This is a genomic window from Pseudomonas sp., from assembly GCF_049590575.1.
In the GTDB taxonomy this organism is placed as follows: domain Bacteria; phylum Pseudomonadota; class Gammaproteobacteria; order Pseudomonadales; family Pseudomonadaceae; genus Aquipseudomonas.
Genome location: NZ_JBAWDE010000251.1, coordinates 14,643 through 40,536, shown reverse-complemented (window position 1 = coordinate 40,536; position 25,894 = coordinate 14,643). Strand labels below are relative to the sequence as shown.

Here is a 25,894-nt window from a genome sequence, read left to right as displayed (position 1 = left end):
GCTTTCGCGAGCAAGCCCGCTCCCACCGTTTTAAACCGCGCTTATTCAGCGCATTGGCGGCAAGCCGTAAGCGGCCAGATCAAAGTCCGCGAGTTTGCGGATAATCTGGTCGGCGTGCGGGTACTTGCTGTCGGCCATGGCCTCATCCGGCACGGCGATGGCGGTCATGTTGGCGGCCTTCGCGGCGGTCACGCCGAACGGCGAGTCCTCGAACACCAGGCAGTCCTCGGGCGCCATGCCCAGGCGGCGCGCGGCGGTCAGGAAGATGTCCGGCGCAGGTTTGGCAGCGCCGACTTCCGGGTCGTCAGCGGTGACGATGGTGCCGAACAAGCCAAACCACTCGCGGTGCAAGGTGGTCTTGTGGCCAAACGAATTGCGCGACGAGCTGGTGCCCACGGCAATTGGAATATTGTGTGCCTTCAAGTGCCGCACCAGCGCTTCGGCGCCGGGCATGCCCAAGGCCTTGGGAAAACGCTCGCTCATCAACGGTTCGCGAATTTCCAGGAATTCAGCCGGCGTGATCGGCAAGTCCAGCGCCTTGACCACGTAGTCGGCCAGGTCCTGGGCGCCACGCCCGATGATGTGCTGCTTGATGCTCCAGTCGTAGGTACGGCCGTAGCGTTCAGCGATGATCTGCGTGACTTCGGTGTAGATGCCTTCCGTATCCAGCAACAACCCGTCCATATCAAAAATCACGGCCTTGATCGGACCGACTGCAATACGCGGTGCATTCATCACTACAAAACCCTGCGCAAACACTAAAAGGATTCAGCACAATAGCCGTCACACTTGCCGGCAAGCAACCCTTTAGACTGTGCGCCCGTCCTTACGAAGCGTGCGCCATGCTCTACCGTCTAGCCGCCGACAGCCTGGTGCTGTTTCATCTGTGTTTTATCCTGTTCGTGCTGTTTGGCGGGCTGCTCGCGCTCAAATGGCGACCGGTGATCTGGCTGCACTTGCCCGCCGCGGCCTGGGGCGTTGCAGTGGAAGTGTTCCACCTGCCCTGCCCGCTGACGCGCTGGGAAAACCTGTTTCGCCACCTGGCCGGGCAGGATGGCTATGGCGGCGGCTTTATCGAGCATTACATCCTCACGCTGATCTACCCGGCCGGGCTGACCCCGCAGATCCAGCTGGGGCTGGGCGCGCTGGTGCTGTTGATCAATATTGCCGTGTATGTGCGCCTGATCCGGCGTTACGTACAGGCTTGAGACAGCTTCACTGGTGAAGAATCAGAGTCCCTCAGTCCGTTCACAGACGCCACCATGTCCGAAGCCTTCGAAGTCCCCAGCCCCCACGAAAAACACCTCGAACACACCACCGAACATGCCCACGGCCGCGGGGACAATTTCGCCAGCCGCATTGCGGTGATGACCGCGCTGATGGCCACCCTCGGCGCAATGCTCAGCTACCAGGCCGGGTCCACCGAAAGCGAAGCGGCGATGGACAAGAACAACGCCGCCATCATCAAGACCGAAGCCGCCAACCAGTGGAATTACTACCAGGCCAAGTCCAGCCGACAAAACCTCGCGGAACTGGCCACGCATATTCCGGGCGTGGACGCCGCGCACTACAAGGACGAGATCGAGCGCTACAAAAGCCAGAAGGAAGACGTACGCAAGCAGGCCGAGACACTGGAAGCGACCTCGAAGGCTTGGGACGAGAAATCGGAAGAGGCCTTGCACCAGCATCATCGCTGGGCCCAGGCGATGACCGCGATTCAGATTGCGATTTCGCTGGCGGCCATCACGCTATTGACCCGTAAGGAATGGTTGAAGCGTATGTCGTATAGCGCAGGCGGTGTGGCGGTGGTGTTGGGGAGTCTGGCCTGGCTGCATCTCTAGCAATTTTACTTGGGCGCACCGCCCTCAGCGCTATATAGTAAATCGCATAACGCTACCCGAGGAGACACCGGTGTCCGCACAACCCAAAGAAGCCGTGGGCGCCGCCTACAGCATTGACTCCATGCGCTACGCCCAGGCCATGACCTGGCAAGCCATCGAACAACTCGCCCAGCGCATCCGCCCCGGCATGCTTGAATCCGAAGCCCGCGAACTGGGCAAGCAGGTGCTCGCCGACCTGGACATGCAACGCATCTGGCACCCGCTGCTGGTGCGCTTTGGCGCCAACACCCTCAAGACCTTCAAGCAACGCTCCGAAGGCGACCCGGTGCTGGGCGAAAACGATATCTTCTTCATCGATATGGGCGCCGTGTGGCAAGGCCACGAAGGTAACGCCGGCGCGACCTTTGCCACCGGCAACGACCCGCAGATGATCGCCTGCGCCGGCGCCGCCAAAGAACTGTTCGACCGCGTGCAAGCGCGCTGGAAAAACCAGCAGGTCGTCGGCCTTGAACTCTACCGCTACGCCGAAGAACAAGCCCAGGCCATGGGCTGGCAGCTGAACCTCGACATCAAGGGCCACCGCGTCAGCGACTTCCCCCACGCCATCCACCGTGGTGGCGACCTGGGCGACTTCGAGCATTACCCGAATGCCGGGCTGTGGATCCTCGAAATCCAGATCGCCCATCCGACAAAGCCCTACGGTGCCTTTTACGAAGACTTGCTTGCTTAAGCGCGAATGTTTTCAATCTGTTACAGGAGCGATTAAAGTGCAGCCCCCGAGAATTGAATCTCGGGCTTTAGTCCAATGGAGTTACCCAGTGAAGTACGTCAGTAAAGTGGTTGCAGCAGCAGTTCTCGGTTTCGCCCTTGCAGGCTGCACCGGCACCGCCATCAAATCCCCGCAATACGACAGCAGCCAATACACCGTGATCGGCCACAGCCAAGCCAGCGCCACCGGTATCATGCTGTTCGGCATCATCCCGATCGGCCAGAACAGCCGTTTCGTGCGTGCTCAGGATGCGGCCATCAAAGCCAAAGGCGGCGACGCGCTGATCAATACCCAGATCCAGGAAAAATGGTTCTGGGCCTGGGTGCTGAGCGGTTACACCACCAGCATTTCCGGTGATGTGATCAAGCTGAAAACCGCACAGTAAAATCGCCGGGCTTACCCCAAAGCCCGCGACGTATCATGGGCCAACCTCTCGAGGATGGCCCATGAACCTCAGCATCGTTTACGCCCTCGCGGCAGCCGCCCTGTTCGGCGCCAGCACCCCACTCGCCAAAAGCCTCGGCCTGGGCCTCTCGCCCGTGCTGCTCGCCGGCCTGCTCTACCTCGGCAGCGGCGTCGGCCTTGCCGGTTTGCGCCTGCTGCGTGATCGCGGCTGGAAACCCACCGGCCTGACCCCCTCGGAATGGCCCTGGCTGATCGGCGCCATCGCGTTCGGCGGCATCCTCGGCCCGGTGGCCCTAATGTACGGCCTGACCCGCACCGCCGGCGCGACCGCCTCCCTGATGCTCAACCTCGAATCGGTACTCACCGCCGTCATCGCCTGGCGGGTGTTCAGAGAGAACGCCGACCGGCGCATCGTCCTTGGCATGCTCGCAATAGTGCTGGGCGGCGTGGTGTTGTCATGGGGCGGCGTCGGCGGCACAAGTCATGACTGGACCGGACCGTTTGCAGTGGCCGTGGCCTGCCTGTGCTGGGGGATTGATAACAACCTGACGCGCAAAGTGTCGGCGTCGGACGCGCTATTTATCGCAGGGGTCAAAGGCTTGATCGCCGGGCTGGTGAACTGCAGCCTGGCGCTGTATCTCGGCGCGCAGATACCGGCTATGGCGCAGCTGGCGCCTATCTTGCTGGTTGGGTTTCTGGGGTATGGCATCAGCCTGGTCATGTTTGTGCTGGCGCTGCGCGGGCTCGGCAGTGCACGTACCGGCGCCTACTTCTCGACAGCGCCGTTCCTCGGTGCGGCGGTGGCGTTGCTGGCCTTCGGCGAGTCGGTGACGGTGGCGTTCTGGATCGCGTCGGCGTTGATGGCCGTGGGCGTGTGGCTGCACCTGACGGAGCGGCACGCGCATGAGCATCTGCATGAGGCGACAGAGCACGGGCACCGACATGTGCATGATGAGCATCATCAGCATGAGCATGGGTTTGAGTGGGATCCGGCTCAGCCGCATAGTCATGTGCATGTTCATAGTGTGGTGCGGCATAGCCATGCGCATTTCCCGGATGTGCATCATCGGCATAGGCACTGAGGGTGACAGAGAGTCACCCATACTTCGAGCAGATTAGGTTTTTAAGAAAAACCAACTGATCGTCATACCTATGATGGATATCACGGCAACGAGCGGCGGTATCACCATCCAGCACTTGAGGTGTCGTGGGATTTTTTCAACGTCCTCAACCCGTACCAAACGTCTCCATTGGAGTACTTTTGGCATGAGGATGACGATAGCCATGGCGACCACACGCACGTGCCGCCCCTCACACGGAGCATTGCGAAAAATGTGCCTGTGCCCAATCACATAGTCGCTTTGCTGCACGTAGAATTCTGCTGCGTCTAGTTTTTTGAACATGACATAAAATGTGAGCGGGATACTGAGTAACATGAGGGCGCACGCGCACATGCCAATATATTCGAAGACCATTTAATCCCTCACAACATTGTAGAGAATAACTTACCTACGGTTCTTGCGACCGCTCCCGAAGGCGGCAGAGAGTCGCCACATAGCAGGAGAATGAGCGTTATATGAATAGCCAACTGATACACATACCCGAAAAGGATATGAAAGTAATAAGAACCGGTATGACCATCCAGCACTTGAGATGCCTTGGAATTTTTTCAACATCCTCAACCCGTACCAGATGTCTCCATTGAAATATTTTTGGAACAAGAATGATAATAGCCATAGCAACCAGCCGCTGAGGTCTTCCATCAAAGGGTGCATGACGAGAAATATCTCTGTGTACGACGATGTAAGCGCTGTTCTTCACATAGCGCTCTGCTGCGTCGAGCTTTTTGAACATGGCACAAAAAAATAGCGGGAGACTTAATATCATGACTGCCCCAGCGCCAATGCCAATATATTTAAAAACCATTCAATCCCTCACCACCCTGTAGAGAAATTCCCCTGTGCCTTCTCCCAAAACGCTTCCAATCTTACCTCCAGCAAATCCGCCTGCGGCACTGCCTACAATGGCACATGCCAACGCTCCGGCACCCGCTGTAGGCATGCCAAAAACAATCATGCATGCGGCGACACCTAGAGGCATTCCAACCACCCCACCCGCGGACGCGCCACCAGCCCCCAACACTAACTTACCTCCTTCAACATACTTCGCCTGCGTGCACTCTTGCTCACGCCCTGTGGTACACGCCTCCGCTATGTCCAGCGCCGTTGCCCCCACATCCAGCGCTATACCAATATAAGTTCCCTTCTTCAAAATCTGCGAAGCCTTGGCTACGCGCCTGACCCTCTCCTCATAGCCGCGAATCTCTCCATGATGCCAGTAGCTCTTACTGGAAATCCCCAGCATCTTTTTAATCGATCCTTCGTTTTTCAACCCCGTCCCAAAGCGCGCCATCCCCGATATTTGGGTATCCAGCCTTGCGAAGAGCGCTTTACGCTTGGCCAGAAATTCATCCCTCGCCCCCAGTGTGCCCTTGCTTAGATACTGCTTATGCAAATCCTCGATTTCCATAAGGGTCTTCTCGATTTGCGCCAAGTGTTTGCTCCAGACACTGCTGGCGCTCCCGATGCCGAGGGAGGCATAGGACAAAATGGCCTGCAACTGATCATAGTTTTTGACCAGGAACTGGTCGGTTGCAGAGTACGCCAACAGGGCAAGCTTAATATTCAGCGCCGAGCGCATCAGCTGTGCCTCTTCAGCGGTGCAAGATGCGGTGCGGCTATCCCCGATGATCACCAGTTGCCCAGGTAACACCACCGCGTTGCGGATATGCTGGTTGAGAGTGTCGAATTTGGTCTGTGTATGCGGATTAAGCGCCAGGCTCAGTTTAAGCAGCGGATAAGGTTGCGGTCGTTCATTGATAAATGCGTAAGGTCCCTGCATGCGTGCACCTCCAAGTGGCTGAGGTGCACGACTATAAGAAGGCGCTGCAGCGGAGGTAAGACGCGTACAGGGGTGGTTTTGACGTTTCAGAAATGGACCACTTCAATCCAGGCGCATGCCTACGATTGCGGGTTTCGGCTGACCACCTGCCCCCGATCGCTCAAGGGGATTGCATAGGTCTGAGCGAGATTAATTACTTCAGCAATGCCCTACAGCCCATTCAGAAGCGTCGACCTGCCGCTCGCACTACAAAAACCCCTGCTTTCTCTCGAAATCAGGGGTTTTGTTTGCCTGGCATTTGAGGGGATACGAGAACTAAATAAATCCGTCCCCTTTACCCGAAATAAATCCGTCCCCTTTACCCGGGAATAGCGTCGATCGACTGGATCACCGAACAGATGGGACATATCAATGGGAACATGATACCTCAGCATTACGGGACCTGGATTAATGAAGATGGCCCGGATGTAGTAGGGATGCTTCAGTTAGCATTGAAGCTTTAGTCTCCAAGGGCAGCATTCCACTTAAAAGTGAAATTACAATTTAATTGAAAGTTCTTTCCATTCATCAAAATTAGTACGCAATGGTATAGCCCAATTATATTCCCCAACACCACCGAGCTTCCTAATTCCAAGCGATCGAACTCCAGACGACTCCTCAAGTAAATCGGGAATAACTCTCCACAGATCCCCTACTACTTCTGAACTCGGCACGATACCTTCATGCGCTAAATCATTCCGCTTGCGACGTGACTTTTCAAGGACATTAAAACATGTAGAACTAATAATATTTGAGAGGTTGAGCAACTCATGCTTTGCAGAAATCGTATCAAGTCTTCGCTCTTTTTTTAGTTTCGCATGCACACTAGCAACAGCAGCGGAAAAAGTAGCTTTATCTTTTAGATACTTCTGCACCCACAAGTACTCTGTAATCTGCTCTACAGCTATCCAAAGATTGTTCAATGCATCACTGGTATTCCGGTACACCATGGCTGAGTAGCCATTCAAGAGAAAAAACGGTGAAAGATTTTGGATTTCTGCAATTACCCTTTGACCCTGGCCGTAAGCTGCTTGAATTTCTGCTGTCATGAGTACTCGAGGATACATCAGGGGTTCCAAACGATCGATTATGGATGCCATATTAGATCTCAGTTGCGAATGCAGTCCTGGCGCACCGGCGAAAAGTGTTGCTTCGTCTTTTAAGAAACCGGCTACGAGAGCTTCGGAGGAAATTATTTCAGCATGGATACCACCCAATAAAAAGCTACAAAGTAGCTCGTTCAGTTTGTTAATACCGTCTGCTCTAGTCGGAAAGTCTTCACATTGGGGAATGGCTATTCCCCCATCATAGCTAATAAGAGCAGGTATTCCGCTCGGAGTACCTAACGGCAAGCTTGCAACTACGTGAGCAAGCCTGGCGCCATCATAGGAGTTCTCATTAATCTGATCGAGCGTAATTTCCAACCCTGAATTTTGATCACGATGAACTGCCGTGTATGGGTGCAGGTGTGCGACCCATGCTGGGTTATAAGAAGGAACACTTGATACAGGATTTATGTAGCCCGGGGGAGCTTGTTCCGGCATGATCCAACCATCCTCATACCAAATGTATGAATCGTCAGGTTTCGGCTTAACTATTTCTGAAAGTACCGACGGCATATTGCGCGCACTCAGTACTATGGGATCATGGTCGTCCTCAAAAGCATAGATGTCGCCCGTTTCCATATCTTGATAATGCTTCATCTGATCCCTTCTCCATAGAGTTCCAGGTTAACGTCCCTCACTTTTTGATTAAACAGGATTCTGTCACCGGCCGCATACCCCATATCCACAAATATCGTGGGTGATTTCTATTCATCACATGATGGTTTATTGCTGCCCAACTGTGTATGGCAAGGGGAGCTATCGATCCGGCTCGCCCACTGGCCTCTAAAGCGAACAGGGGCGAAATCAGCTTTTCTGTCCCAGATCTGTTCCATATGACCATTTTTCAGGCACCAAAAACCACAAACCCCCGACTTTCTCTAGGAAAATCAGGGGTTTGCGTTTTCAGAATGTGGCGGTGAAGGAGAGATTCGAACTCTCGATACAATTTCTTGTATACACACTTTCCAGGCGTGCTCCTTAAGCCACTCGGACACTTCACCGTATCTCGTCAAACCAGTTCAGTCTGTCGAGGCGCGCTAATGTAGTCGAAAGCCTTTCTGATGGCAAAGGTTTTTTTCAGAATTTTCATGCGGTTAGAGGGGTATGCCGGGATGCGCCCGGCAAGGGGCGGCGAATCTGCCATTCTTGGGCATGGGCGGCATGCGTATGGGGCAGCTGCTGCGCCCTGCCCTGGGCTATTGGGCACTGGCTATGCGGGAAAAGTCTGACTGGGTAGTCAGTCATGGCGCTTTACCGGGCCGGGCATGCTGGGTAACGTCTGCTCATGCTCTTCCATAAACAGCCTATCTATAACAAGCCCTACAAGGAACCGCGTCATGAGTGAGTTGATCTCTTACCACCTCGAAGACGGTATCGCGACCCTGACCTTGAGCAATGGCAAGGTGAACGCCATTTCCCCAGATGTGGTCAGTGCGTTTAATACAGCGCTGGATCAGGCCGAGAAGGACCGCGCGGTGGTGATCATTACCGGGACGCCGGGGATTCTGTCGGGTGGTTATGATTTGAAGGTGATGACGGCCGGCCCTAAAGAGGCGATCGGCCTGGTGACGTCGGGCTCGACCTTGGCGCGTCGCTTGTTGTCGCACCCGTTCCCGGTGATCGTCGCTTGCCCTGGGCATGCGGTGGCGAAGGGTGCGTTCCTGCTGTTGTCGGCGGATTATAGGATTGGTGTGGAAGGCCCGTTCAGCATCGGCCTGAATGAGGTGGCGATTGGCATGACCATGCACCACGCCGGTATCGAGTTGGCGCGGGATCGTTTGCGCAAGTCGGCATTTCATCGTTCGGTGATCAATGCCGAGATGTTTGACCCGCAAGGCGCCATAGGTGCTGGTTTCCTCGATAAGGTGGTGGCGCCCGAGGAGCTGCATGCGGCAGCTTTGGAAGCGGCGCGTCAATTGAAGAAGCTCAATATGAATGCGCACAAGCACACTAAATTGAAAGTGCGTAAGGCGCTGCTGGAAGCTTTGGACGATGCGATCATCCAGGATCAGGGCCACATCCTGAGCTAACCCCTACAACCGAAATACTAAAGCCCGATCTTGAGTCGGGCTTTTTCTTACCTATAAATCCGATCCCTCCTAAACCGCTCTAGCCCGCCGATGGCGGCAGATGTTGAAACATGTACTTAAACATCGCCTATCTCCACCCTCTGTTGGGGTAATTGCTGAATACAGTGCACAACCGTACACTGCGCCACCTTTTGTCCCGATGAGCTGTGTCGATGCTTTTTCTGTTGCGTATGTTGTTGATGGGCCTGCACTTTATGCTCGCGGGTGTGCTGGGCGTGCTCGTCGGCATCTGCCGCCCGTTCAACCCGGACAACAGCCGCCTGTGTGCCCGCCTCTATGCATTGCCGGCGATGTGGATCCTGCGTTTAAACGTAAGGGCTGATGTGGATTCGCTGCGCAACAAGCCCGGTACGTGCGTGGTCATCGCCAACCACCAGTCCAACTACGACCTGTTTGTGTTGGGCAATGTGGTGCCGCATCGCACGGTGTGTATTGCCAAGAAGAGCCTGAAATGGGTGCCGCTGTTCGGCCAACTGTTCTGGCTGGCGGGCAATGTGCTGATCGACCGGGGCAATGCGCACAAGGCGCGCCGCGCGATGCTCACCACCACGCGCACCTTGCAACACGAAGACACTTCGATCTGGGTGTTCCCGGAGGGCACGCGCAACTTGGGCAAAGGCCTGTTGCCGTTCAAGAAAGGCGCGTTTCATATGGCGATTGCGGCCGGCGTGCCGATCGTGCAGGTGTGTGTCAGCAATTATGTGAACCATATGCGGCTCAATCGCTGGAACGCCGGGGATGTACTCATACGCTCGTTGCCGCCGATTCCTACCGTGGGCCTGACTTCGGATGACATCCCGGCGTTGATGCAGGCATGTCAGACGCAAATGGATGGGTGCATTGCAGCGATGGATCGCGAGCTGCAATCCGCCGCAACAATCGAACTCGCTTCACGCTAAGCTGCCCAACACCTGTCCTCCTAATAAAAAGCGATCAGCATCATGGGTAGAGTTGTTGCGGCCGCCGTTTACAGCGGCGGGAAGAAAGTCACGGATATCACCCTTGACGAAGGCGCCGCGTGGGCCGCCAAACCCGACCACTTTGTGTGGATCGGCCTGGAAGAGCCCAATGCCCAGGAGCTGGCCAACCTGCAACGCCAGTTCAACCTGCACGAACTGGCCATCGAAGATGCCCTGGAAAAGCACAGCCGCCCGAAGCTGGAAACCTTCGGCGACGCGCTGTTTATCGTCACCTACTCACCGGTGCGCGAGGACGGCAAGCTGGTATTTATCGAGACGCATATTTTCGCCGGTAACGGCTACATCATTACCGCACGCAACGGTCACTCGGCGTCCTACAAATACGTGCGCCAGCGCTGTGAGGCGCGGCCGCTGTTGCTGGAGCATGGGGAAGATTTCGTACTCTATGCGCTGCTGGATTTCGTCACCGAAAACTACCAGCCGGTGAGCGAGGCGATCCATGCCGAGATCGACGAACTGGAGCGCAACGTGTTGTGCAATTCGTTGAACGAACGCGATATCCAGCACCTTCACGGCCTGCGCCGCGACGTGCTGCGGCTCAAACGTTATGTGGCGCCGATGGTGGAGATCAGCGAGGAGTTGCAGAAGCTGAGCTTCCCGTTTATCGACAAGAACATGCGCCCGTATTTCCGTGACGTGCAGATCCACGTGACGCGGCAGATGGAAGACCTCACCACCCTGCGCGACATTGCCAGCCAGACTATCGAGATTGGTGTATTGCTGGAGGCCTCACGCCAGAGCGTGGTGCAGCGCAAGTTCGCCGCATGGGCGGCGATCCTCGCCTTCCCCACGGCGGTGGCGGGGATTTATGGGATGAATTTCCAGAACATGCCCGAGCTGCAATGGCACTACGGCTATTTTGCAGTGCTCGGGTTTATTGCGGTGGGGTGCACCAGCCTGTGGGCCAGTTTCAAGCGGTCGGGCTGGCTTTAAACCCGGGCCTCGGGCTTGTGGGCCACAAAGCGCATCATCCATTCCGCCACGGTGACGCCGTGGTGGTCTCGCTCCAGGCTCGAGACACCGTTGCTGTAGACCTTTTCGCCAAGGGTTGTCTGAAGAATCTCAAGCAGCTCGCGGGAATAGTCGCTGACAAACTCCGGGTGGCCCTGGAAGCACAGCACCTGGTCGCCGATGTGGTAGGCGGCGAACGGGCAAAAATCGCTGGACGCGATGACCGTGGCATTTTCCGGCAGCGTGGTGACCTGGTCCTGGTGGCTGATCAATAGCGTCAGCTCCTCCACTTCGGGGCTCATCCACGGCGCCTTGGCGTCGAGCTTATAGTCGTGAATGCCCATGCCCCAGCCCTGGCCGGCACGCTCGGCCTTGCCGCCCAGCAGCAGCGCCAATAATTGGTGGCCGAAGCAAATGCCCAGCAACTTGTCGCCGCGCTCGTAGCGCTCGAGCAGGTAGGTCTTGAGGGTCTGGATCCACGGGTCGGTGCCAAATGAGTCGGCCTTGCTGCCGGTCACCAGGTACGCGTCAAACACTTCGTCGTCCGACGGGTATTCACCTTGCACCACGTTGTACACCACAAATTCGGCGGCAATCGGCTGCTGGGAGAACAGGCGTTTGAACATCTGCCCGTACCCTTGGTATTGATCGATCAAGCCTGGACGCAGGATATCGGTTTCCAGGATACAGACGCGTAGCGACATAAAAAATACCTGACACGGTGATGGGAATATTGCACACCCCAGAGCCTGCCTTGAAATACCCCTCCAAGGCAAGCCCCTCCCTAATCACCGGAACACTTCGCCCTGAGCAGCTTTTTCCAGCAACAACGCCGGTGGCGAGAACCGTTGGCCATACTGTTCGGCCAGGTAGCGGGCGCGGGCGATGAAGTCGTTCAGCCCGTACTGGTTGATAAACTGCAACGCGCCGCCACTCCACGCCGCAAAACCGATGCCGAAGATCGACCCCACGTTGGCGTCTGCGGTGGACATCAGCACGCCCTCCTCCACGCAACGTACGGTTTCGATCGCCTGAATAAACAGTAATCGGTCGCGGACGTCCTGCGGCGAAATCTGTTTGGCGGGCTGTTCAAACCGGGTTTTCAGTTCAGGCCACAGGTGTTTCTGCGAGCCTGCCGGATAGTCGTAAAAACCGCCACCCGCCGCCTTGCCGGCGCGGTTGTACTCGTTCACCAATAGGTCAATCACAGCGGTGGCCGGATGGTTCGGTAGGGATTTACCTTTCGCCTGCAGATCCTTGGCCGTTTGCTGTCGGATATGGCTCATCAGGCTGAGGGAAACCTCGTCAGACACTGCCAACGGCCCCACCGGCATACCGGCCTTACGTGCCTCGGTCTCGATCATCGGCGCGGCCACGCCCTCACCGAGCATGGCGATGCCTTCGTTGGTGAACGTGCCGAACACCCGCGAGGTGAAGAAGCCACGGCTGTCATTCACCACAATCGGGGTTTTGTTGATTTGCAGGACGAAATCGAAACCGCGGGCCAGGGTTTCGTCCGAGGTGCGGGCGCCCTTGATGATTTCCACCAGGGCCATCTTGTCCACCGGGCTGAAGAAATGCAGGCCGATAAACTTGCCTTGGTCGGGCACCGCCGTGGCCAGGCCGCTGATGGGCAAGGTCGAGGTGTTGGAGGCGATCACCGCGTCGGCGCCGACTATTTTCTGCGCTACAGCGGTGACCTTGGCCTTGAGTTCACGGTCCTCGAACACCGCTTCGATGATCAGGTCGCAGCCGGCCAGGTCGGCGTCGTCCTGGGTAGGAAGAATGCGCGCGAGGGTGGTTTCCCGCTGCTCGGCGGTCAATTGCCCACGGCCGACTTTCTTCTCCAGCAACGCCGCCGAGTGCGCCTTGCCCTTCTCTGCCGCCGCCAGGTTGATGTCCTTGAGCACCACCTCAATGCCGGCGCAGGCGCTGACATACGCGATACCCGCGCCCATCATCCCGGCGCCGAGCACGCCGACCTTGCGCGTCACGTAAGGCGCAAAACCCTGCGGCCGCGAGCTGCCGGCGTTGATCTGATTGAGCTGGAACCAGAAGGTGCCGATCATGTTTTTCGCCACCTGCCCGGTGACCAGCTCGGTGAAGTAGCGGGTTTCGATCAAGTGTGCGGTGTCGAAATCCACCTGGGCACCTTCCACGGCGGCGCAGAGGATTTTCTCCGGGGCCGGGAAGCAGCCTTGGGTTTTGCTGCGCAAGATGGAAGGGGCAATCGCCAGCATCTGCGCAACTTTGGGGTTGGATGGCGTGCCGCCGGGAAGCTGATACGCCTTGTTGTCCCAAGGCTGCTTTGCCTCAGGATTGGCGAGAATCCAGGCGCGGGATTTGGCCAGCAGTTCATCGCGGCTCGTTGCCAGCTCATTGATCAAACCGGCTTGCAGGGCCTGCTGTGGGCGGACTTTTTTGCCTTCCAGCAAATACGGCAGGGCCTTTTCCAGACCGAGCAAGCGCACCATGCGCACCACCCCGCCGCCGCCCGGCAACAGGCCCAGGGTGACTTCCGGCAAGCCGAGCTGTACGGATTTGTCGTCCAGCGCGACGCGGTAATGGCAGGCCAGGCAAATTTCCCAGCCGCCGCCCAATGCCGCGCCATTGATCGCGGCGGCCAGCGGTTTGCCGAGGGTTTCCAGGCGGCGCAGTTGCGCCTTCAGCTCCAGCACGCTGTCGTGGAAATCCTTGGCGTGGGCTTTGTCGACCTTGATCAGCTCATTGAGGTCGCCGCCGGCAAAAAAGGTCTTTTTGGCTGAGGTGATGATCACGCCGGCGAGGCTGTCCTTTTCCGCCTCCAGGCGCGTAACGGCGGCGGCCATGGCCTCGCGATACACACTGTTCATGGTGTTGGCGCTCTGGCCGGGCATGTCGAGGGTCAGTACCACGATCTGGTCCTGGCCTTTTTCGTAACGAATGGCTTCGGTCATGACGGATTCCTAGGGCTCAGAGGCGTTCGATAATGGTCGAGATGCCCATGCCACCGCCGACACACAGGGTGGCCAGGCCGTAGCGCTGTTGGCGCGCCTCCAACTCGTCAAGCAGGGTGCCAAGGATCGCGCAGCCGGTGGCGCCCAACGGGTGGCCCATGGCGATGGAACCGCCGTTGACGTTGACCCGCGCGGGGTCGATGCGCATGTCCTTGATGAACTTGAGCACCACCGAGGCAAAGGCTTCGTTGACCTCGAACAGATCGATGTCTTCCACACGCAGACCGGCCTTGGCCAGGGCCTTGCGTGTAGCCGGTGCGGGCCCCGTGAGCATGATGGTCGGGTCGGTGCTGGTGACGGCCGTGGCGACAATCCGCGCACGCGGCTGCAGGCCCAGCTCCCGCCCTTTGGCCTCGGAGCCGATCAACATCAGCGCGGCGCCGTCGACAATCCCGGAGCTATTGCCCGGCGTGTGCACATGGTGGATGCGTTCCACATGGCTGTAGACCCGCAGCGCGGTGGCGTCAAAGCCCATTTGCCCCATCATCTCGAAGCTCGGCTTGAGCTTGCCCAGGCCTTCAAGGGTGGAGTCACCACGGATGAATTCGTCATGGTCCAGCAGCACGATGCCGTTCTGGTCCTGTACCGCGATCAGCGACTTGCTGAAGGAACCGTCTGCACGCGCCCTCGCCGCTTTCTGCTGGGACTGTAGGGCGAAGGTGTCGACGTCTTCGCGGCTGAAGCCTTCGAGGGTGGCAATCAGGTCTGCGCCGATGCCTTGGGGCGTGAAGTGGCTGTGCAGGTTGGTTTGCGGGTCGAGCACCCAGGCGCCGCCATCGCTGCCCATGGGCACGCGGGACATGGACTCGACGCCGCCGACCACCACCAGGTCTTCAAAGCCGGAGCGCACTTTCATCGCGCCGAGGTTCACCGCTTCCAGGCCAGACGCGCAGAAACGGTTGACCTGCACACCGGCGACGCTGACATCCCAGTCCGCCACCAGCGCGGCGGTCTTGGCAATGTCGGCGCCCTGGTCGCCCACCGGGGTCACGCAGCCGAGCACGATGTCATCGACCTGGTGGGTGTCGAGGTCGCTGCGCTGGGCCAGCGCCGTCAGCAGGCCGGCCAGCAGGTTGACCGGTTTGACGCTGTGCAAGGCGCCATCGGCCTTGCCTTTGCCCCGGGGCGTGCGTATCGCATCAAAGATCAAAGCTTGGGTCATGACGTCCTCGAAGCACTGTGCATGTGTGCCCTTACCTTAGGCCCGATTGACACGGTTTCAATGACGGATGCGCTCATTGCTTTTGACCTCCACGCTCGGACGAACGGTAGGCCTTTCGGGCAATTGCCTGATTAATCGTTTTAGCTGTCTAGCCAAGGCATTGGCGCCAATATGGCGATGAGCCTCATAACGTTTTAAGCTGAAATTATACTTAGCTGATATGAAATGGATCTAAGCCACGCAGAACGAGGGCTCTAAGGTTCAATCAGTAAGGAGTTGCTGCCAGGTTTTGCCGGAGCAGCTGTAAGAAAAGCGACACGTCATAACGGCATAGTAGATTTTAACGGCACGCATTTGACGCTCAGGAATAACAACAAAAGGCAGTCAGCCATGTTTAAACACTCGAAAGTACGTCAGGCGGGGCTCATTCTGTTCGCCACCACACTGATTCTGATCCTACCCAATTTAACCAAGGTTATTGGGTGACCACTCAACCCTCACATTCCGTGCACATACAGCATCTGGACTGCAGCTTTTGGCAGCTCCTGCCGGGACATTGCGTATAGCGGTCCTGCAGGGGCTGCCTTTTTACGCGTGTATTTCGGGTATCGTGAGCCCTAACGCCACTTCGCACCGGGCCACCGTATTGAAATCGATACTCGCGCTTTTTGCCCTGCTCATCGCACTGCCCGCTGCGGCTGCACAGTTGAGCATCGAACTCGACCACGTAAGCAAGACCTGGCAGACCGCCGACTTGCTCCAGCACCCGGACGCGCAGACGGTGCGGATCATTGATGATGTTTCTTACAAGCGCGACATGACCTACCGCGCAGTGCCGCTGGCAGTGCTCCTACCCAGGCTTAAGCCTGACAGCCATGTGCAGGCTGTTGCCCTGGATGGCTTCGCCGCCGAACTCAGCGCCGCGCCCTTGCTGGAAACCCACGGCGCCCGCGCCTGGCTGGCGGTGGAAGACCCGGCCCACCCGTGGCCCGCGCTGGCGGATGGCAAGCCTAGTGCCGGGCCGTTCTACCTGGTGTGGACTGACCCGCAAGCCGGGGCTGTCAGCCCGGAGCAGTGGCCGTTCCAGATCCGCGCGATCAAACAATTGAAGACCGTGGCCGAGCGGTTCCCGGCGTTGTTGCCCGACCCGACGTTGGCGGCGAATGATCCGGTCAACCAGGGCTTCGCGTTGTTCCAGAAAAACTGCCTGGCCTGCCACCGGCTCAATGGCGCCGGTGATGCGCAGGTGGGACCGGACCTGAATATCCCCTACAGCCCGACCGAGTATTTCGGCGGCGATTTCCTCAAGCGCTATATCCGCGACCCGCAGAGCCTGCGGCATTGGCCGCAGGCGAAGATGCCGGCGTTTGCCGCCAGTATCTTGCCGGACAGTGAGCTGGATTTGTTGGTGGGGTATCTGAAGCATATGGCGGGGCGTAAGCAGCAGCCCTAGGTATCGAGCACCTACCAGTGTGGCGAGCGGGCTTGCCCCGCGTTGGGGCGCGAAGCGGCCCCTTTGAGAGCAGAGTGCGGCCTGTCAGGCACTCCTCAGCGTATGGTTTTGGGGCCGCTTCGCGCCCCAACGCGGGGCAGGCCCGCTCGCCACAACAAACCGAGTCGCTACAACAAGCCTGCTCTCCACAAGATCACACTATTGCTGTTGCACCGAGATCACTGGCGTTGGCGCCACGAACACCTTGGCGTGCATCTGCTCGTGCCCGCCGCCACGGCGCATGCCGCGCACGGGGCAGGCGTCGAGATAGTCCAGGCCCACGGCGAGTTTCAGATGCCGCTCCGGGCGAGCAAGCTGGTTGGTCACGTCGAAGCTGTACCAGGCGTCGTCCAGCCAGGCTTCGGCCCAGGCGTGGCTGGCCAGGTGCGTGCTGTCTTCCGTGTACAGATACCCCGACACATACCGCGCTGGAATCCCCAGGCTGCGCGCGCAGGCCAGGAACGCATGGGCATGGTCCTGGCACACACCCGCCCTGCCTGCGAAGGCCTCGGCGGCGCAGGTGTCGACTTCGGTGGAGCTTGGCGTGTAGACCATCGTCTGGTGCAAGGCATGCATCAGGTCGATCAACGCCGTGCGGTCACGCCGTTGATGGCAGTGCTGTTGCGCAAAACCGCGCAGGGCCTCGTCGGGTTCGGTCAGGCGGGTGCAACGCAGGAACGGAAAGGCCGACTGGCTTTCATGCTCCGCTTCGCGCAGCTCATCGATATCCACCTGGCCCCGGGCACCGATGATGATGGCGTCGTGGGGTTCGTCCAGGGTCAGCACATGCAGGATGTTGCCGAACGGGTCGACTTGCGCACGCACCGGGCGCGGCAGGTCCAATTGCCAACTGATGACATGTTGGCGCTCGCTGTCGTGGGGCGTGAGGCGCAGGTATTGGATACTGTTGCGCACCTGGTCTTCATAGCGGTAGGTGGTTTCGTGGCTGATGGAGAGTCTCATGCGGCCTCCAGGTAGGAACTGTAGATGGCGTCGCCGAGTTGGCGCACCAAGGGGATAAACTCGGTCAGCCAGGCGTGCAGGCCTTCCTCGAGGATTTCATCGATGGCGGTAAAGCGCAGGCGCGCATCCATCTCGGCGGCCAGGCGCTGGGCCGGGCGGCCGTTGAGGCCTGGCAGGCTGGCGAGGATCTGGTCGATTTCTTCACTGCACGCGCGCAACGAGCGCGGCACGTCTGCGCGCAACAACAGCAACTCCGCGACCTGCCGGGCGCCGGGCGCGTCGCGGTAGATCTCGGTGTAGGCCTCGAACGACGACAACGCGCGCAGCAACGCGCTCCACTGATAGTAGGCGTGGGCCGTGCCGTCGGTGACGGCTTCGGCGCGGTCGCCGGCCATTTCATAGCGCGCGTCCAGCAAGCGCAGGGTGTTGTCGGCGCGTTCGATAAACGTGCCCAGGCGAATAAACCGGAAGGCGTCGTTGCGCATGATGGTGCCGTAGGTCGCCCCCCGGAACAGATGGGAGCGCTCCTTGACCCACTCACAAAACCGGCTCATGCCGTAGCGGCTCAAGCCTTGCTGGGCGATGTCGCGAATATCCAGCCAGGTTGCGTTGATGTTTTCCCACATGTCGGCGGTAATTCGCCCACGCACGGCATGGGCGCTTGCCCGCGCAGAGCCGAGGCAGCTGTAGATGCTGGCCGGGTTGGCGGCATCCAGCGCAAAGAAGTGCAGGAGCTTTTCGGCATGCAGTTCGCCGTGGCGCTCGCGGTAATCATCCAGCGTGCCGGTGATCAGCAGCGGCATGGCCAACTCATGCAGACCATCGCCGCGCCCATCCTGGGGCATCAACGACAGCGAATAACTGACATCGAGCATGCGCGCGAGGTTTTCCGCGCGCTCCAGGTAGCGCGACATCCAGTACAAATCCGAGGCAGTTCTACTTAACATATTTCAATCCTCGACCACCCAGGTGTCTTTGGTGCCGCCGCCCTGGGACGAGTTAACCACCAGCGAACCTTCGCGCAGCGCCACGCGGGTCAAGCCGCCAGGCACTACACGGGTTTCCTTGCCGGACAGCACGAACGGGCGCAGGTCGATATGCCGCGGGGCGATGCCGTTTTCGACAAACGTCGGGCACGTGGATAAACACAGGGTTGGTTGTGCGATATAGGCATGGGGCTTGGCCTTGATCCGGGCGCGGAAGGCTTCGATTTCCGCCTTGGTGGACGCCGGCCCGACCAACATGCCGTAACCGCCCGAGCCCTGGGTTTCCTTGACCACCAACTCTGGCAAGTTGGCCAGCACGTGAGACAACTCATCAGGCTTACGGCATTGGAAGGTAGGAACGTTCTGCAGGATCGGTTCTTCATCCAGGTAAAAACGGATCATCTCGGTGACGAAGGGGTACACCGATTTGTCGTCCGCCACCCCGGTGCCGATCGCATTGGCCAGCACCACATTGCCCAAGCGATACGCCGCCAGCAGGCCGGGTACGCCGAGCATGGAGTCCGGGTTAAAGGCCAACGGATCGAGGAACGCATCGTCGAGGCGACGGTAAATCACATCGACGGCTTTGGGGCCGTCGGTGGTGCGCATGAATACATGGTCGTCGCGCACAAACAGGTCGGCGCCTTCGACCAACTCCACACCCATCTCCCGCGCCAGAAAAGCGTGCTCGAAGAACGCGCTATTGAAACGACCCGGGGTCAGCACCACCACGCTGGGGTTGTCGATGGGGCTGGCGCTTTTCAGAGTGTCGAGCAGCAGGTTGGGGTAATGGTCGATCGGCGCGATGCGCTGGGCGGCGAACAGTTCGGGGAACAGTCGCATCATCATCTTGCGGTCTTCGAGCATGTAGCTGACGCCACTTGGGGTACGCAGATTGTCTTCCAGCACGTAGTAAGTGCCGTCACCATCGCGTACGAGGTCGACCCCGGAGATGTGGGAATACAGATCGCGGTGCAGGTTCAGGCCTTGCATCGCCAACTGATACTGCTCGTTGGCCAGCACTTGTTCGGCGGGGACGATGCCGGCCTTGATGATGCGTTGGTCGTGATAAAGGTCGGCGAGAAACATGTTCAAGGCCTTGACCCGCTGGATGCAGCCGCGCTCCACCATTCGCCATTCGCTGGCGGGGATGCTGCGCGGGATGGTGTCGAACGGAATCAGCCGCTCAGTGCCCTGTTCGTCTCCGTAAAGGGTGAAGGTGATCCCAGCACGGTGAAACAGCAAATCGGCTTCACGCCGGCGCTGGGCCAGCAGTTCGGTTGGCGTCTCAGCCAGCCAGCGGGCGAATTCACGGTAATGAGGGCGAACCTGCCCTGCCGCGTCGTACATTTCGTCGTAATAAGTGCGGATCATGCCGTACTCCTTGTCACCCGGACGCTAGAACCATCGCAAGGCCCGTGCCAGCGGCATAAACACTTAAATATCAGTGAGTTGAATAACCAACGAGATCTGACCGCACCGTCCTGGTGCGCAGAATGCCCAGTGCTTCGACGCGTGCTTCATCGCAAGGCGGGCTTTGGCTATCAACAGCATAGTCAGAGTTGATTTCACCGCCCGCCTACACTTGCGGATAATCGCAACCATCTGCTGAACAGGACGCGTCCTACAGCTTCAGCGAACCGATCTTCCCTTTAGGCCACCCTCTTTGGGTGGCTTTTTTTTGGTGCTGAAAAAGACCGTGCAAGTTCCGCGTATTTTCCTGCGGCACAAACAAAATCGGCCGACCCAAAGGTCAGCCGATACGCTGCGTTGCTCATAAATCCAGCTACATGGGTAACCCACGCACCTCTTGCTTGACGCCCCATCCTTCGATGATGCCGCCCAGAGGCTCGACCACCGCCTCAAAGTCCTGCTCGAAGTCTCCTATGCCGTCGTAGGTTGCGAACATGATTTTGCTCAGTTCCAGGTACCAGGCGCCATCGTCGCGCGCACTGACCTGGGCATTCAGCGATTCCCCACGAAACTCACCCGCAGCCCTGCGCGCCCGTTCCTCGTCCGGAAAAATCGCGTAGAACTCGATGGGGTGAAACCGTGAAAAGTCGAAACCGCCTTCTTTCATGCGGCGCAGAACGTTGGTGCTGATGTCTTCTTGATAGGCTGTGCTCATGAAAAGTGCTCCTCGAATTGATGGATAGACTTTCCGTGCTTCCCGAAGCCCACGCCGTACTGGCGTGGGAGCTACGGCAATGACATCACCGCTGGAAAACAAGCATGTAGCTGACAAGACCAGACCTTAGCGATTCATTCGCTGATCTCAATTGCAGAGTAGCGCGAAGCTACCACCTCCACCAGAGGCGCTTTCATTGCTGACAGAGAATGTTCAGGCGGCGGGAGAGATGTCGAGGATCTGGATGCTGTTCTGGTCTTTGAGGATCTTGACCGTTGGCTCGGGTTTACGGCCCTCAAGGTCATTGAGGTCAAGTTCGGCGGCCACGGGCACCAGCTTGTTGCGAATCATGTGTGCCGCGTCTTCGAGGCTGGGCTTTTGATCGCAGGTGAACTGCTCTACGGTCTGAACGCCGTGATCATCAACGAAGGTAATCTGCCACTTTTGCATCGGTGCCTCCTCGATAAAACCCGTGTGTGGGCTTACAACTATCTGGACCTTGAGGGCTCGTCAAACGTTCCACTCAAGGTCTGGGGCACCCGATCAACTGCGCTTATTTTTCAGCGTGTTCCTTCAGAGCTTTCAAGGTGTTGAACGGGGCGTCCACCACGAACTTGTTGGCCAACCAGGAAGGCACGCTGCCGCCTGGCTCGGTGTGCACCTGGTAGGTGACTTCGGTCTGGTTGTCGCCTTTTGGCACCAGTTTCCAGAAGCCATCAACTTGGGCGACACGAATAAAGCCTTTCTCCTCGGGCTTGTAGGTGGGCACACCCTCCAGCTTGCGAGTCAGGCTGCCGTCAGCGGCCTTAGTGGTGGTGATATGCATATAAGAATCACGAGGCGTCACCGGCCAAGGTGTATTGAACTGAGTGTAGGTCCAGGCTTCATTGCCTTTACTGTCGACCAGTTTCTGGGACTTACACTCGTGGATCCATTTGCAGGCACCGGCCACGTCCTCCTGGAGGGCGACGATTTTTGCAACAGGCGCCTTGATCGTGGTGACACCGCGATACGCCTTGTACTTGGAACCGGCGATTTCACTGAGGGACACTTTGATACCGTCTTCGTCCTTGGCGACTTGCCAATCTTCAGCCTGGGCAGTGGCAGCAAACAACACTGTAAAACCGCACAACACAGCCATTCGTTTCAGCGAACCCATTGTTGTATTCCTTATTGTTGAAGTGACCAATAGTAAAGCCCATCAAGCCGCCGTCATCTGCTCCCACCAGCCGATCAAACGGATCGCGTCGGCCTGGTCGGTGCCGCACACCTCAAGGTCTGCCTTGAAATCACTGCACACCGCCGGGCGCTCCGGTTGCCCGAACAGCTGGCACAGCTGTTCGACCGACAAGTGCAGGCAGCGTTCGCCCGCTGGTTTGCCCTGAGGCATTCCCGGCAATGGCGAACTGATGGAGGGGGCGATGCAGCAAGCGCCACAGCCTTCACGGCATTTCATGACCAGCAGGTCCTCGACGACTCAATGGGGATGGCCGGGCTAGAGTACGCCCTTAAACAGCCGTTTTAAAATGGTCTAACAGGGGTTTTTCGCACAAAACAAAAGTGACTGACCAGTCTGCGACAGGTGGTCAGAGGACGACGTCACTTTTGCGGGTAAAGTTTACTGCTTGAACTCGAATTCCAACGCGGCACCTTCCACGTCACGGCGTTCTTCGTTGCGCAGTTGCAGCTTCATTTCATTGCTGAGCAGGCGGCCGTTGATCTGGAAGGCGCTGTTGTCAGTTGGCTTTTCGCCAAACATTTGCGGCAGCAAGGGCACACTCTTCGGCTTGGGCACGGTGCCCAGTGGCTGCAGGTGCCTGACCATGTCCGATGGCAATGACAGGTCCAACTGTGCCGGTGCCAGTTGGGTCTGGGCGACTTCGCGAGACGACTTGGCCTTGGCCGCACGCTTTTTCGCGGCTGCCGAATTCTTTTTAGCGACGGGGGCTTTTTTTGCTGGCGTTGGTTTTTTTGCGGAGGTCTGCTGCGCTGTGCTGGCCGCAGGCTTGGTTTCGCTCACAGGCGTCGCCGCCAGCACCGTGCTGACGTTGCAGAGACCTAACAGGCCAATCACCAAAACAGCGCGAAAAATCTGAGTCATAGTGCCTACAGCATTAACGGCAGAGGGCCATATGCTCGCTTGTTGTGCGCGGCATGACAAGCGCGGTGATTAGCCAGCTATCGGCGTTGTCCCCTTTCAGTGCCTCAGCCGCACCTAAAAATCAGCGGCTGCCGTCTCCTGGCACAACTGGCTGGCCAGCATCCCCAACGTCATCAGCGCCCGCTCTGCCTCGCGGTTCCACGGCGTGCCGCAGTTGAGGCGAATGCAATGGTTGAACTGCTCGGTATTACTGAAGATCAGCCCTGGCGCAATGCTGATGCCCTGTTGCAGGGCACGCACGTGCAATTCCTGGGTATTGACCCGGCCGGGCAAACTGACCCACAGGATAAAGCCGCCGGTCGGACGGGTCATCTGCGTGCCCTCGGGGAAATACTGCTGCACGGCCAGTTGGAAGGCGCTGAGGTTCTTGCGGTATTCCTGGCGGATGTAGCGCAAGTGCCGGTCGTAACCGCCGTTCTCCAGGTACGCCGCAACCCCCATCTGCGTGACACTGCACGCGGAATGGGTGCTGAACATCTGCAGGCGCTGGATTTCCTGCTGGTACTTGCCGGCGATCATCCAGCCGATACGCACGCCCGGCGACAAGGTCTTGGAAAAGCTCGAGCAGTAGATCACCCGGTCCAGCCGATCATAGGCCTTGAGGGCCTTGGTGCGGCCCACTTCGAACATCAGTTCGCCGTAGATATCATCCTCGACAATCTGGATATCGAAATCCGAGGCCAGGCGCAGCAACTGTTTCTGCCGCTCCTCGGGCATGGTGCCACCCAGGGGGTTGCTCAGGCGCGTGGTCAACACCAGGGCCTTGATCGACCACTGGTTGGCGGCCAGTTGCAGGGCTTCAAGGCTCATGCCGGTAGACGGGTCGCTGGGAATTTCGATGACCTTGAGGCCAAGCAAATCGGCCAATTGCAGCAGGCCGTAATACGTCGGGGATTCAGCGGCGATCAAATCGCCTGGACGCGTCAGCACGCGCAGTGACATCTGCAACGCATCCACGCAACCGTGGGTGATCACCACTTCCGACGGGTCCACCACCACGCCGGCGTCGCGCATGCGGATCGCCACCTGGCGGCGCAGTGGCTCGAAACCTGGGCTGAACATGTAACTGAAGGCGCGCGGGCTCTGGAAGCGCGTGACCTTGGCCAACTGCTGGTGCAGCGCGCGCACCGGCAAGTAGTCGACGCTCGGCACGGCGGCGCCCAAGGGAAACACACCTTCACGGCGCGACTCGCCCAATACCTGCTGAATGATGCTGCTGCGGGTGACCAACCCCGGGCGCTCTACCCGTGCGATGTCCGGCGTGGGCGCGGTCAGCGCGGGCGTCTGGTGCACGTAATAGCCCGACTGCGGCCGCGCCCGGATCAGCCCCTGGTCTTCCAGGTTGGCGTAGGCCTGCAACACAGTGGCGTGGCTGACGTTGAGCTGGGAGCTCATCTTGCGCACCGAAGGCACGCGCTCACCCGGTTGATAGACACCGCGCCGGATGTCCTCAGCCAGTTGTTGGGCGATACGTTGGTAAAGCAACAGATTGGTCATGACGCAGCACTCGATTTCACGGGTATTTTATTTTTGTGTGAAACATACCGGCACAGTTTAGAAGTGTACGGGGACAGTTGCCAGAATAGTCGAGCGTAGCGGGCAGTGATAGCAAAAACTGTAGGGGTATACGCAAACAAATGTGGGAGGGGGCTTACCCCCGATAGCGGAGTGTCAGTCACCCAAGAGGTTGACTGAACCACCGCCATCGGGGGCAAGCCCCCTCCCACCTTTTGATCCGCGCAACGTCCCTATCGAGCAGCGCCCAGCTGGCCTTTTTCGTCGGAGAACACAATTTCAACCCGACGGTTCTGCGCGCGGCCGCGTTCGGACGCGTTGGCTTCTACCGGGTATTGGTCGCCATAACCTTCGACCTGGATGCGTTTTTCGTCGATGCCCAGGTCCACCAGCACATCGGCCACCGATTGCGCGCGGTCACGGGACAGTTTGAGGTTTTCCTGTTCGCCACCGGTATTGTCGGCGTAGCCCTCGATCCGCACCACGCGCTTGGGGTTCAACTGCAGGAACTGCACGATCTTCAGCACCGTGCGGTTGGCCGAATTTTTCAGCTCAGCGTCGCCGGTGTCGAACAACACGTCGCCCAGGGTCATCACCAGGCCGCGATCGGTCTGGGTAGTGGCCAGGCTGGCGATCTGTTCTTCGAGCCATTTGCCCTGCTGCTGCACACTGATCAACTTGCTTTCACGCAGAGCCAGTTGCAGGCGCTGGCGCTCCAGTTCGAGCTTGGTGCCGCGCTCTTCGTTAAGCGCCTGCTCGGTGTGTTCACGGGCGATGGCACTGTAGCGCTGGCTCAGGTAGGCGTAATGCACCACGTCCGCCCCGCTCCCCCAGTAGCTGGAGAGGCGATCGGCACGCGCCAGGGATTCACCCGCGCGGATCACATCCTTGGGCGCGAAGCGCAACACGTTGGCGTCTTCCTTGACCTTCTGGAAGTCGCTGCCGGCCTGTTGCAGGGCCTGCTCGCCATTGGGATGGCTGGCGCAGCCGCCCAGCACCGCACTGCCCAACAGTACGGCACAGCTGAAACCACGGATCATCCGGCTCATTGGGCTTCCCCCAACTGCAATTGTTTGCGCAGGCGCGTGATACGCGTGTTGAGCACGTTGAGTTGTTCCTGACTCTTGCGGGTCAGCACTTTGGCCTCGGCCAGGCGCGCGTCCAGCTCGGCCTGTTCAGCCCGCATGCGCGCGTCTTTGTAGGACTCATCGGCCATATCGGCCTTGGCCTGGGCGAATTTATCTTCGGCCAGTTTCAGTTCGGGCGATTCATCGGTGTTGGCACCCACGGCATTGGCTTGTTCCAAGGCTTGCTGGGTGAGGCGTATTTGTTCATTCGGCGCAGGATCGGCTGCACATCCCGCCAGAGCGACAACGGCGAGGGCCGCGAAAAGAGGTCGAAGAGTCACT

26 protein-coding genes, 1 tRNA gene and 1 pseudogene are annotated in these 25,894 nt (G+C 58.5%); 10 read left to right on the top strand and 18 right to left on the bottom strand.

Annotation, left to right across the window (positions count from 1 at the left end):
- Positions 1-45: 45 nt before the first annotated feature.
- Complete coding sequence (locus tag WBR57_RS17545) at positions 46-735, bottom strand: HAD-IA family hydrolase (protein WP_424085047.1); 690 nt, start codon at positions 733-735, stop codon at positions 46-48.
- Positions 736-842: 107 nt separating this feature from the next.
- On the opposite strand from WBR57_RS17545, the gene WBR57_RS17540 reads away from it, so the two are divergent.
- From WBR57_RS17540 to WBR57_RS17520, 5 genes are all read left to right on the top strand, one after another.
- Complete coding sequence (locus WBR57_RS17540; protein ID WP_424085045.1) at positions 843-1,208, top strand: DUF2784 domain-containing protein; 366 nt, start codon at positions 843-845, stop codon at positions 1,206-1,208.
- A gap of 54 nt (positions 1,209-1,262) precedes the next feature.
- Positions 1,263-1,841, top strand: coding sequence for a DUF4337 domain-containing protein (locus tag WBR57_RS17535; RefSeq protein ID WP_424085043.1), 579 nt, complete (start codon positions 1,263-1,265; stop codon positions 1,839-1,841).
- A gap of 70 nt (positions 1,842-1,911) precedes the next feature.
- Positions 1,912-2,571, top strand: a complete 660-nt coding sequence (locus WBR57_RS17530) for a M24 family metallopeptidase (RefSeq protein ID WP_424085041.1) — start codon at positions 1,912-1,914, stop codon at positions 2,569-2,571.
- 88 nt (positions 2,572-2,659) lie between these two features.
- Complete coding sequence (locus WBR57_RS17525; protein WP_122543782.1) at positions 2,660-2,995, top strand: hypothetical protein; 336 nt, start codon at positions 2,660-2,662, stop codon at positions 2,993-2,995.
- 61 nt (positions 2,996-3,056) lie between these two features.
- Positions 3,057-4,097, top strand: coding sequence for an EamA family transporter (locus WBR57_RS17520; RefSeq protein ID WP_424085039.1), 1,041 nt, complete (start codon positions 3,057-3,059; stop codon positions 4,095-4,097).
- A gap of 844 nt (positions 4,098-4,941) precedes the next feature.
- On the opposite strand, the gene WBR57_RS17515 is transcribed toward WBR57_RS17520, so the two are convergent.
- Positions 4,942-5,916 (bottom strand): hypothetical protein, encoded by a 975-nt coding sequence (locus WBR57_RS17515; protein ID WP_424085037.1) that lies wholly within the window; start codon positions 5,914-5,916, stop codon positions 4,942-4,944.
- Positions 5,917-6,272: 356 nt separating this feature from the next.
- Between WBR57_RS17515 and WBR57_RS17510 the strand changes: the two are divergent.
- Positions 6,273-6,419 (top strand): annotated as a pseudogene (locus WBR57_RS17510) (site-specific integrase); the annotation flags it as partial.
- A 33-nt stretch (positions 6,420-6,452) separates the two neighbouring features.
- On the opposite strand, the gene WBR57_RS17505 reads toward WBR57_RS17510, so the two are convergent.
- Both WBR57_RS17505 and WBR57_RS17500 read right to left on the bottom strand, forming a co-directional pair.
- On the bottom strand, positions 6,453-7,658 hold the full coding sequence (locus tag WBR57_RS17505) for a hypothetical protein (RefSeq protein WP_424085035.1): 1,206 nt from the start codon (positions 7,656-7,658) through the stop codon (positions 6,453-6,455).
- A gap of 314 nt (positions 7,659-7,972) precedes the next feature.
- Positions 7,973-8,062: transfer RNA gene (locus WBR57_RS17500), tRNA-Ser, on the bottom strand.
- Positions 8,063-8,398: 336 nt separating this feature from the next.
- On the opposite strand from WBR57_RS17500, the gene WBR57_RS17495 reads away from it, so the two are divergent.
- The 3 genes from WBR57_RS17495 to WBR57_RS17485 all read left to right on the top strand — a co-directional run bounded on the left by WBR57_RS17495 (position 8,399) and on the right by WBR57_RS17485 (position 11,064).
- Positions 8,399-9,091, top strand: coding sequence for a crotonase/enoyl-CoA hydratase family protein (locus tag WBR57_RS17495; protein ID WP_424085033.1), 693 nt, complete (start codon positions 8,399-8,401; stop codon positions 9,089-9,091).
- Positions 9,092-9,303: 212 nt separating this feature from the next.
- Positions 9,304-10,050 (top strand): 1-acylglycerol-3-phosphate O-acyltransferase, encoded by a 747-nt coding sequence (locus WBR57_RS17490; RefSeq protein WP_424085031.1) that lies wholly within the window; start codon positions 9,304-9,306, stop codon positions 10,048-10,050.
- A gap of 42 nt (positions 10,051-10,092) precedes the next feature.
- Entirely contained in the window at positions 10,093-11,064 is a 972-nt protein-coding gene (locus WBR57_RS17485; RefSeq protein WP_424085029.1) for a magnesium and cobalt transport protein CorA, read from the top strand.
- On the opposite strand, the gene WBR57_RS17480 is transcribed toward WBR57_RS17485, so the two are convergent.
- From WBR57_RS17480 to WBR57_RS17470, 3 genes are all read right to left on the bottom strand, one after another.
- On the bottom strand, positions 11,061-11,786 hold the full coding sequence (locus tag WBR57_RS17480) for an amidotransferase (protein ID WP_424085027.1): 726 nt from the start codon (positions 11,784-11,786) through the stop codon (positions 11,061-11,063). The two genes, WBR57_RS17485 and WBR57_RS17480, sit on opposite strands and share 4 nt — an antisense overlap.
- An 84-nt stretch (positions 11,787-11,870) precedes the next feature.
- Positions 11,871-14,018, bottom strand: a complete 2,148-nt coding sequence (locus tag WBR57_RS17475) for a 3-hydroxyacyl-CoA dehydrogenase NAD-binding domain-containing protein (RefSeq protein WP_424085025.1) — start codon at positions 14,016-14,018, stop codon at positions 11,871-11,873.
- Positions 14,019-14,034: 16 nt separating this feature from the next.
- Positions 14,035-15,240: an acetyl-CoA C-acetyltransferase gene (locus WBR57_RS17470; RefSeq protein ID WP_424085023.1), complete on the bottom strand. Its 1,206-nt coding sequence runs from the start codon at positions 15,238-15,240 to the stop codon at positions 14,035-14,037.
- Positions 15,241-15,886: 646 nt separating this feature from the next.
- Here WBR57_RS17470 and WBR57_RS17465 point away from each other — a divergent pair.
- Complete coding sequence (locus tag WBR57_RS17465; RefSeq protein WP_424085021.1) at positions 15,887-16,693, top strand: c-type cytochrome; 807 nt, start codon at positions 15,887-15,889, stop codon at positions 16,691-16,693.
- Positions 16,694-16,891: 198 nt separating this feature from the next.
- Here the strand turns inward: WBR57_RS17465 and WBR57_RS17460 are convergent, their stop codons facing one another.
- The 11 genes from WBR57_RS17460 to WBR57_RS17410 form a co-directional block, all read right to left on the bottom strand.
- Positions 16,892-17,695 carry a transglutaminase family protein gene (locus WBR57_RS17460; RefSeq protein WP_424085019.1) on the bottom strand — a complete coding sequence of 268 codons (804 nt, stop codon included), beginning with the start codon at positions 17,693-17,695 and terminating at the stop codon, positions 16,892-16,894.
- Positions 17,692-18,642 carry an alpha-E domain-containing protein gene (locus WBR57_RS17455; RefSeq protein ID WP_424085017.1) on the bottom strand — a complete coding sequence of 317 codons (951 nt, stop codon included), beginning with the start codon at positions 18,640-18,642 and terminating at the stop codon, positions 17,692-17,694. Before WBR57_RS17455 ends, WBR57_RS17460 begins: the two co-directional genes overlap by 4 nt.
- A gap of 3 nt (positions 18,643-18,645) precedes the next feature.
- Complete coding sequence (locus tag WBR57_RS17450) at positions 18,646-20,055, bottom strand: circularly permuted type 2 ATP-grasp protein (RefSeq protein WP_424085015.1); 1,410 nt, start codon at positions 20,053-20,055, stop codon at positions 18,646-18,648.
- A gap of 412 nt (positions 20,056-20,467) precedes the next feature.
- Complete coding sequence (locus WBR57_RS17445) at positions 20,468-20,809, bottom strand: ribonuclease E inhibitor RraB (protein ID WP_015885395.1); 342 nt, start codon at positions 20,807-20,809, stop codon at positions 20,468-20,470.
- A gap of 213 nt (positions 20,810-21,022) precedes the next feature.
- Positions 21,023-21,259 carry a hypothetical protein gene (locus WBR57_RS17440; protein ID WP_424085013.1) on the bottom strand — a complete coding sequence of 79 codons (237 nt, stop codon included), beginning with the start codon at positions 21,257-21,259 and terminating at the stop codon, positions 21,023-21,025.
- Between the two features lie 103 nt (positions 21,260-21,362).
- Positions 21,363-21,968 (bottom strand): START domain-containing protein, encoded by a 606-nt coding sequence (locus WBR57_RS17435; RefSeq protein WP_424085011.1) that lies wholly within the window; start codon positions 21,966-21,968, stop codon positions 21,363-21,365.
- A 42-nt stretch (positions 21,969-22,010) separates the two neighbouring features.
- Positions 22,011-22,265 carry a YkgJ family cysteine cluster protein gene (locus tag WBR57_RS17430; RefSeq protein ID WP_424085009.1) on the bottom strand — a complete coding sequence of 85 codons (255 nt, stop codon included), beginning with the start codon at positions 22,263-22,265 and terminating at the stop codon, positions 22,011-22,013.
- A gap of 162 nt (positions 22,266-22,427) precedes the next feature.
- Positions 22,428-22,910, bottom strand: a complete 483-nt coding sequence (locus WBR57_RS17425) for a translation initiation factor 2 (RefSeq protein WP_424085007.1) — start codon at positions 22,908-22,910, stop codon at positions 22,428-22,430.
- Positions 22,911-23,024: 114 nt separating this feature from the next.
- Complete coding sequence (locus WBR57_RS17420) at positions 23,025-24,467, bottom strand: PLP-dependent aminotransferase family protein (RefSeq protein ID WP_122543767.1); 1,443 nt, start codon at positions 24,465-24,467, stop codon at positions 23,025-23,027.
- A 251-nt stretch (positions 24,468-24,718) separates the two neighbouring features.
- The gene (locus WBR57_RS17415; RefSeq protein ID WP_424085005.1) at positions 24,719-25,534 is read right to left on the bottom strand and encodes an OmpA family protein; all 816 of its coding nucleotides are present in this window, start codon (positions 25,532-25,534) and stop codon (positions 24,719-24,721) included.
- Complete coding sequence (locus WBR57_RS17410; RefSeq protein ID WP_424085003.1) at positions 25,531-25,893, bottom strand: DUF4398 domain-containing protein; 363 nt, start codon at positions 25,891-25,893, stop codon at positions 25,531-25,533. Before WBR57_RS17410 ends, WBR57_RS17415 begins: the two co-directional genes overlap by 4 nt.
- Position 25,894: the final 1 nt, after the last annotated feature.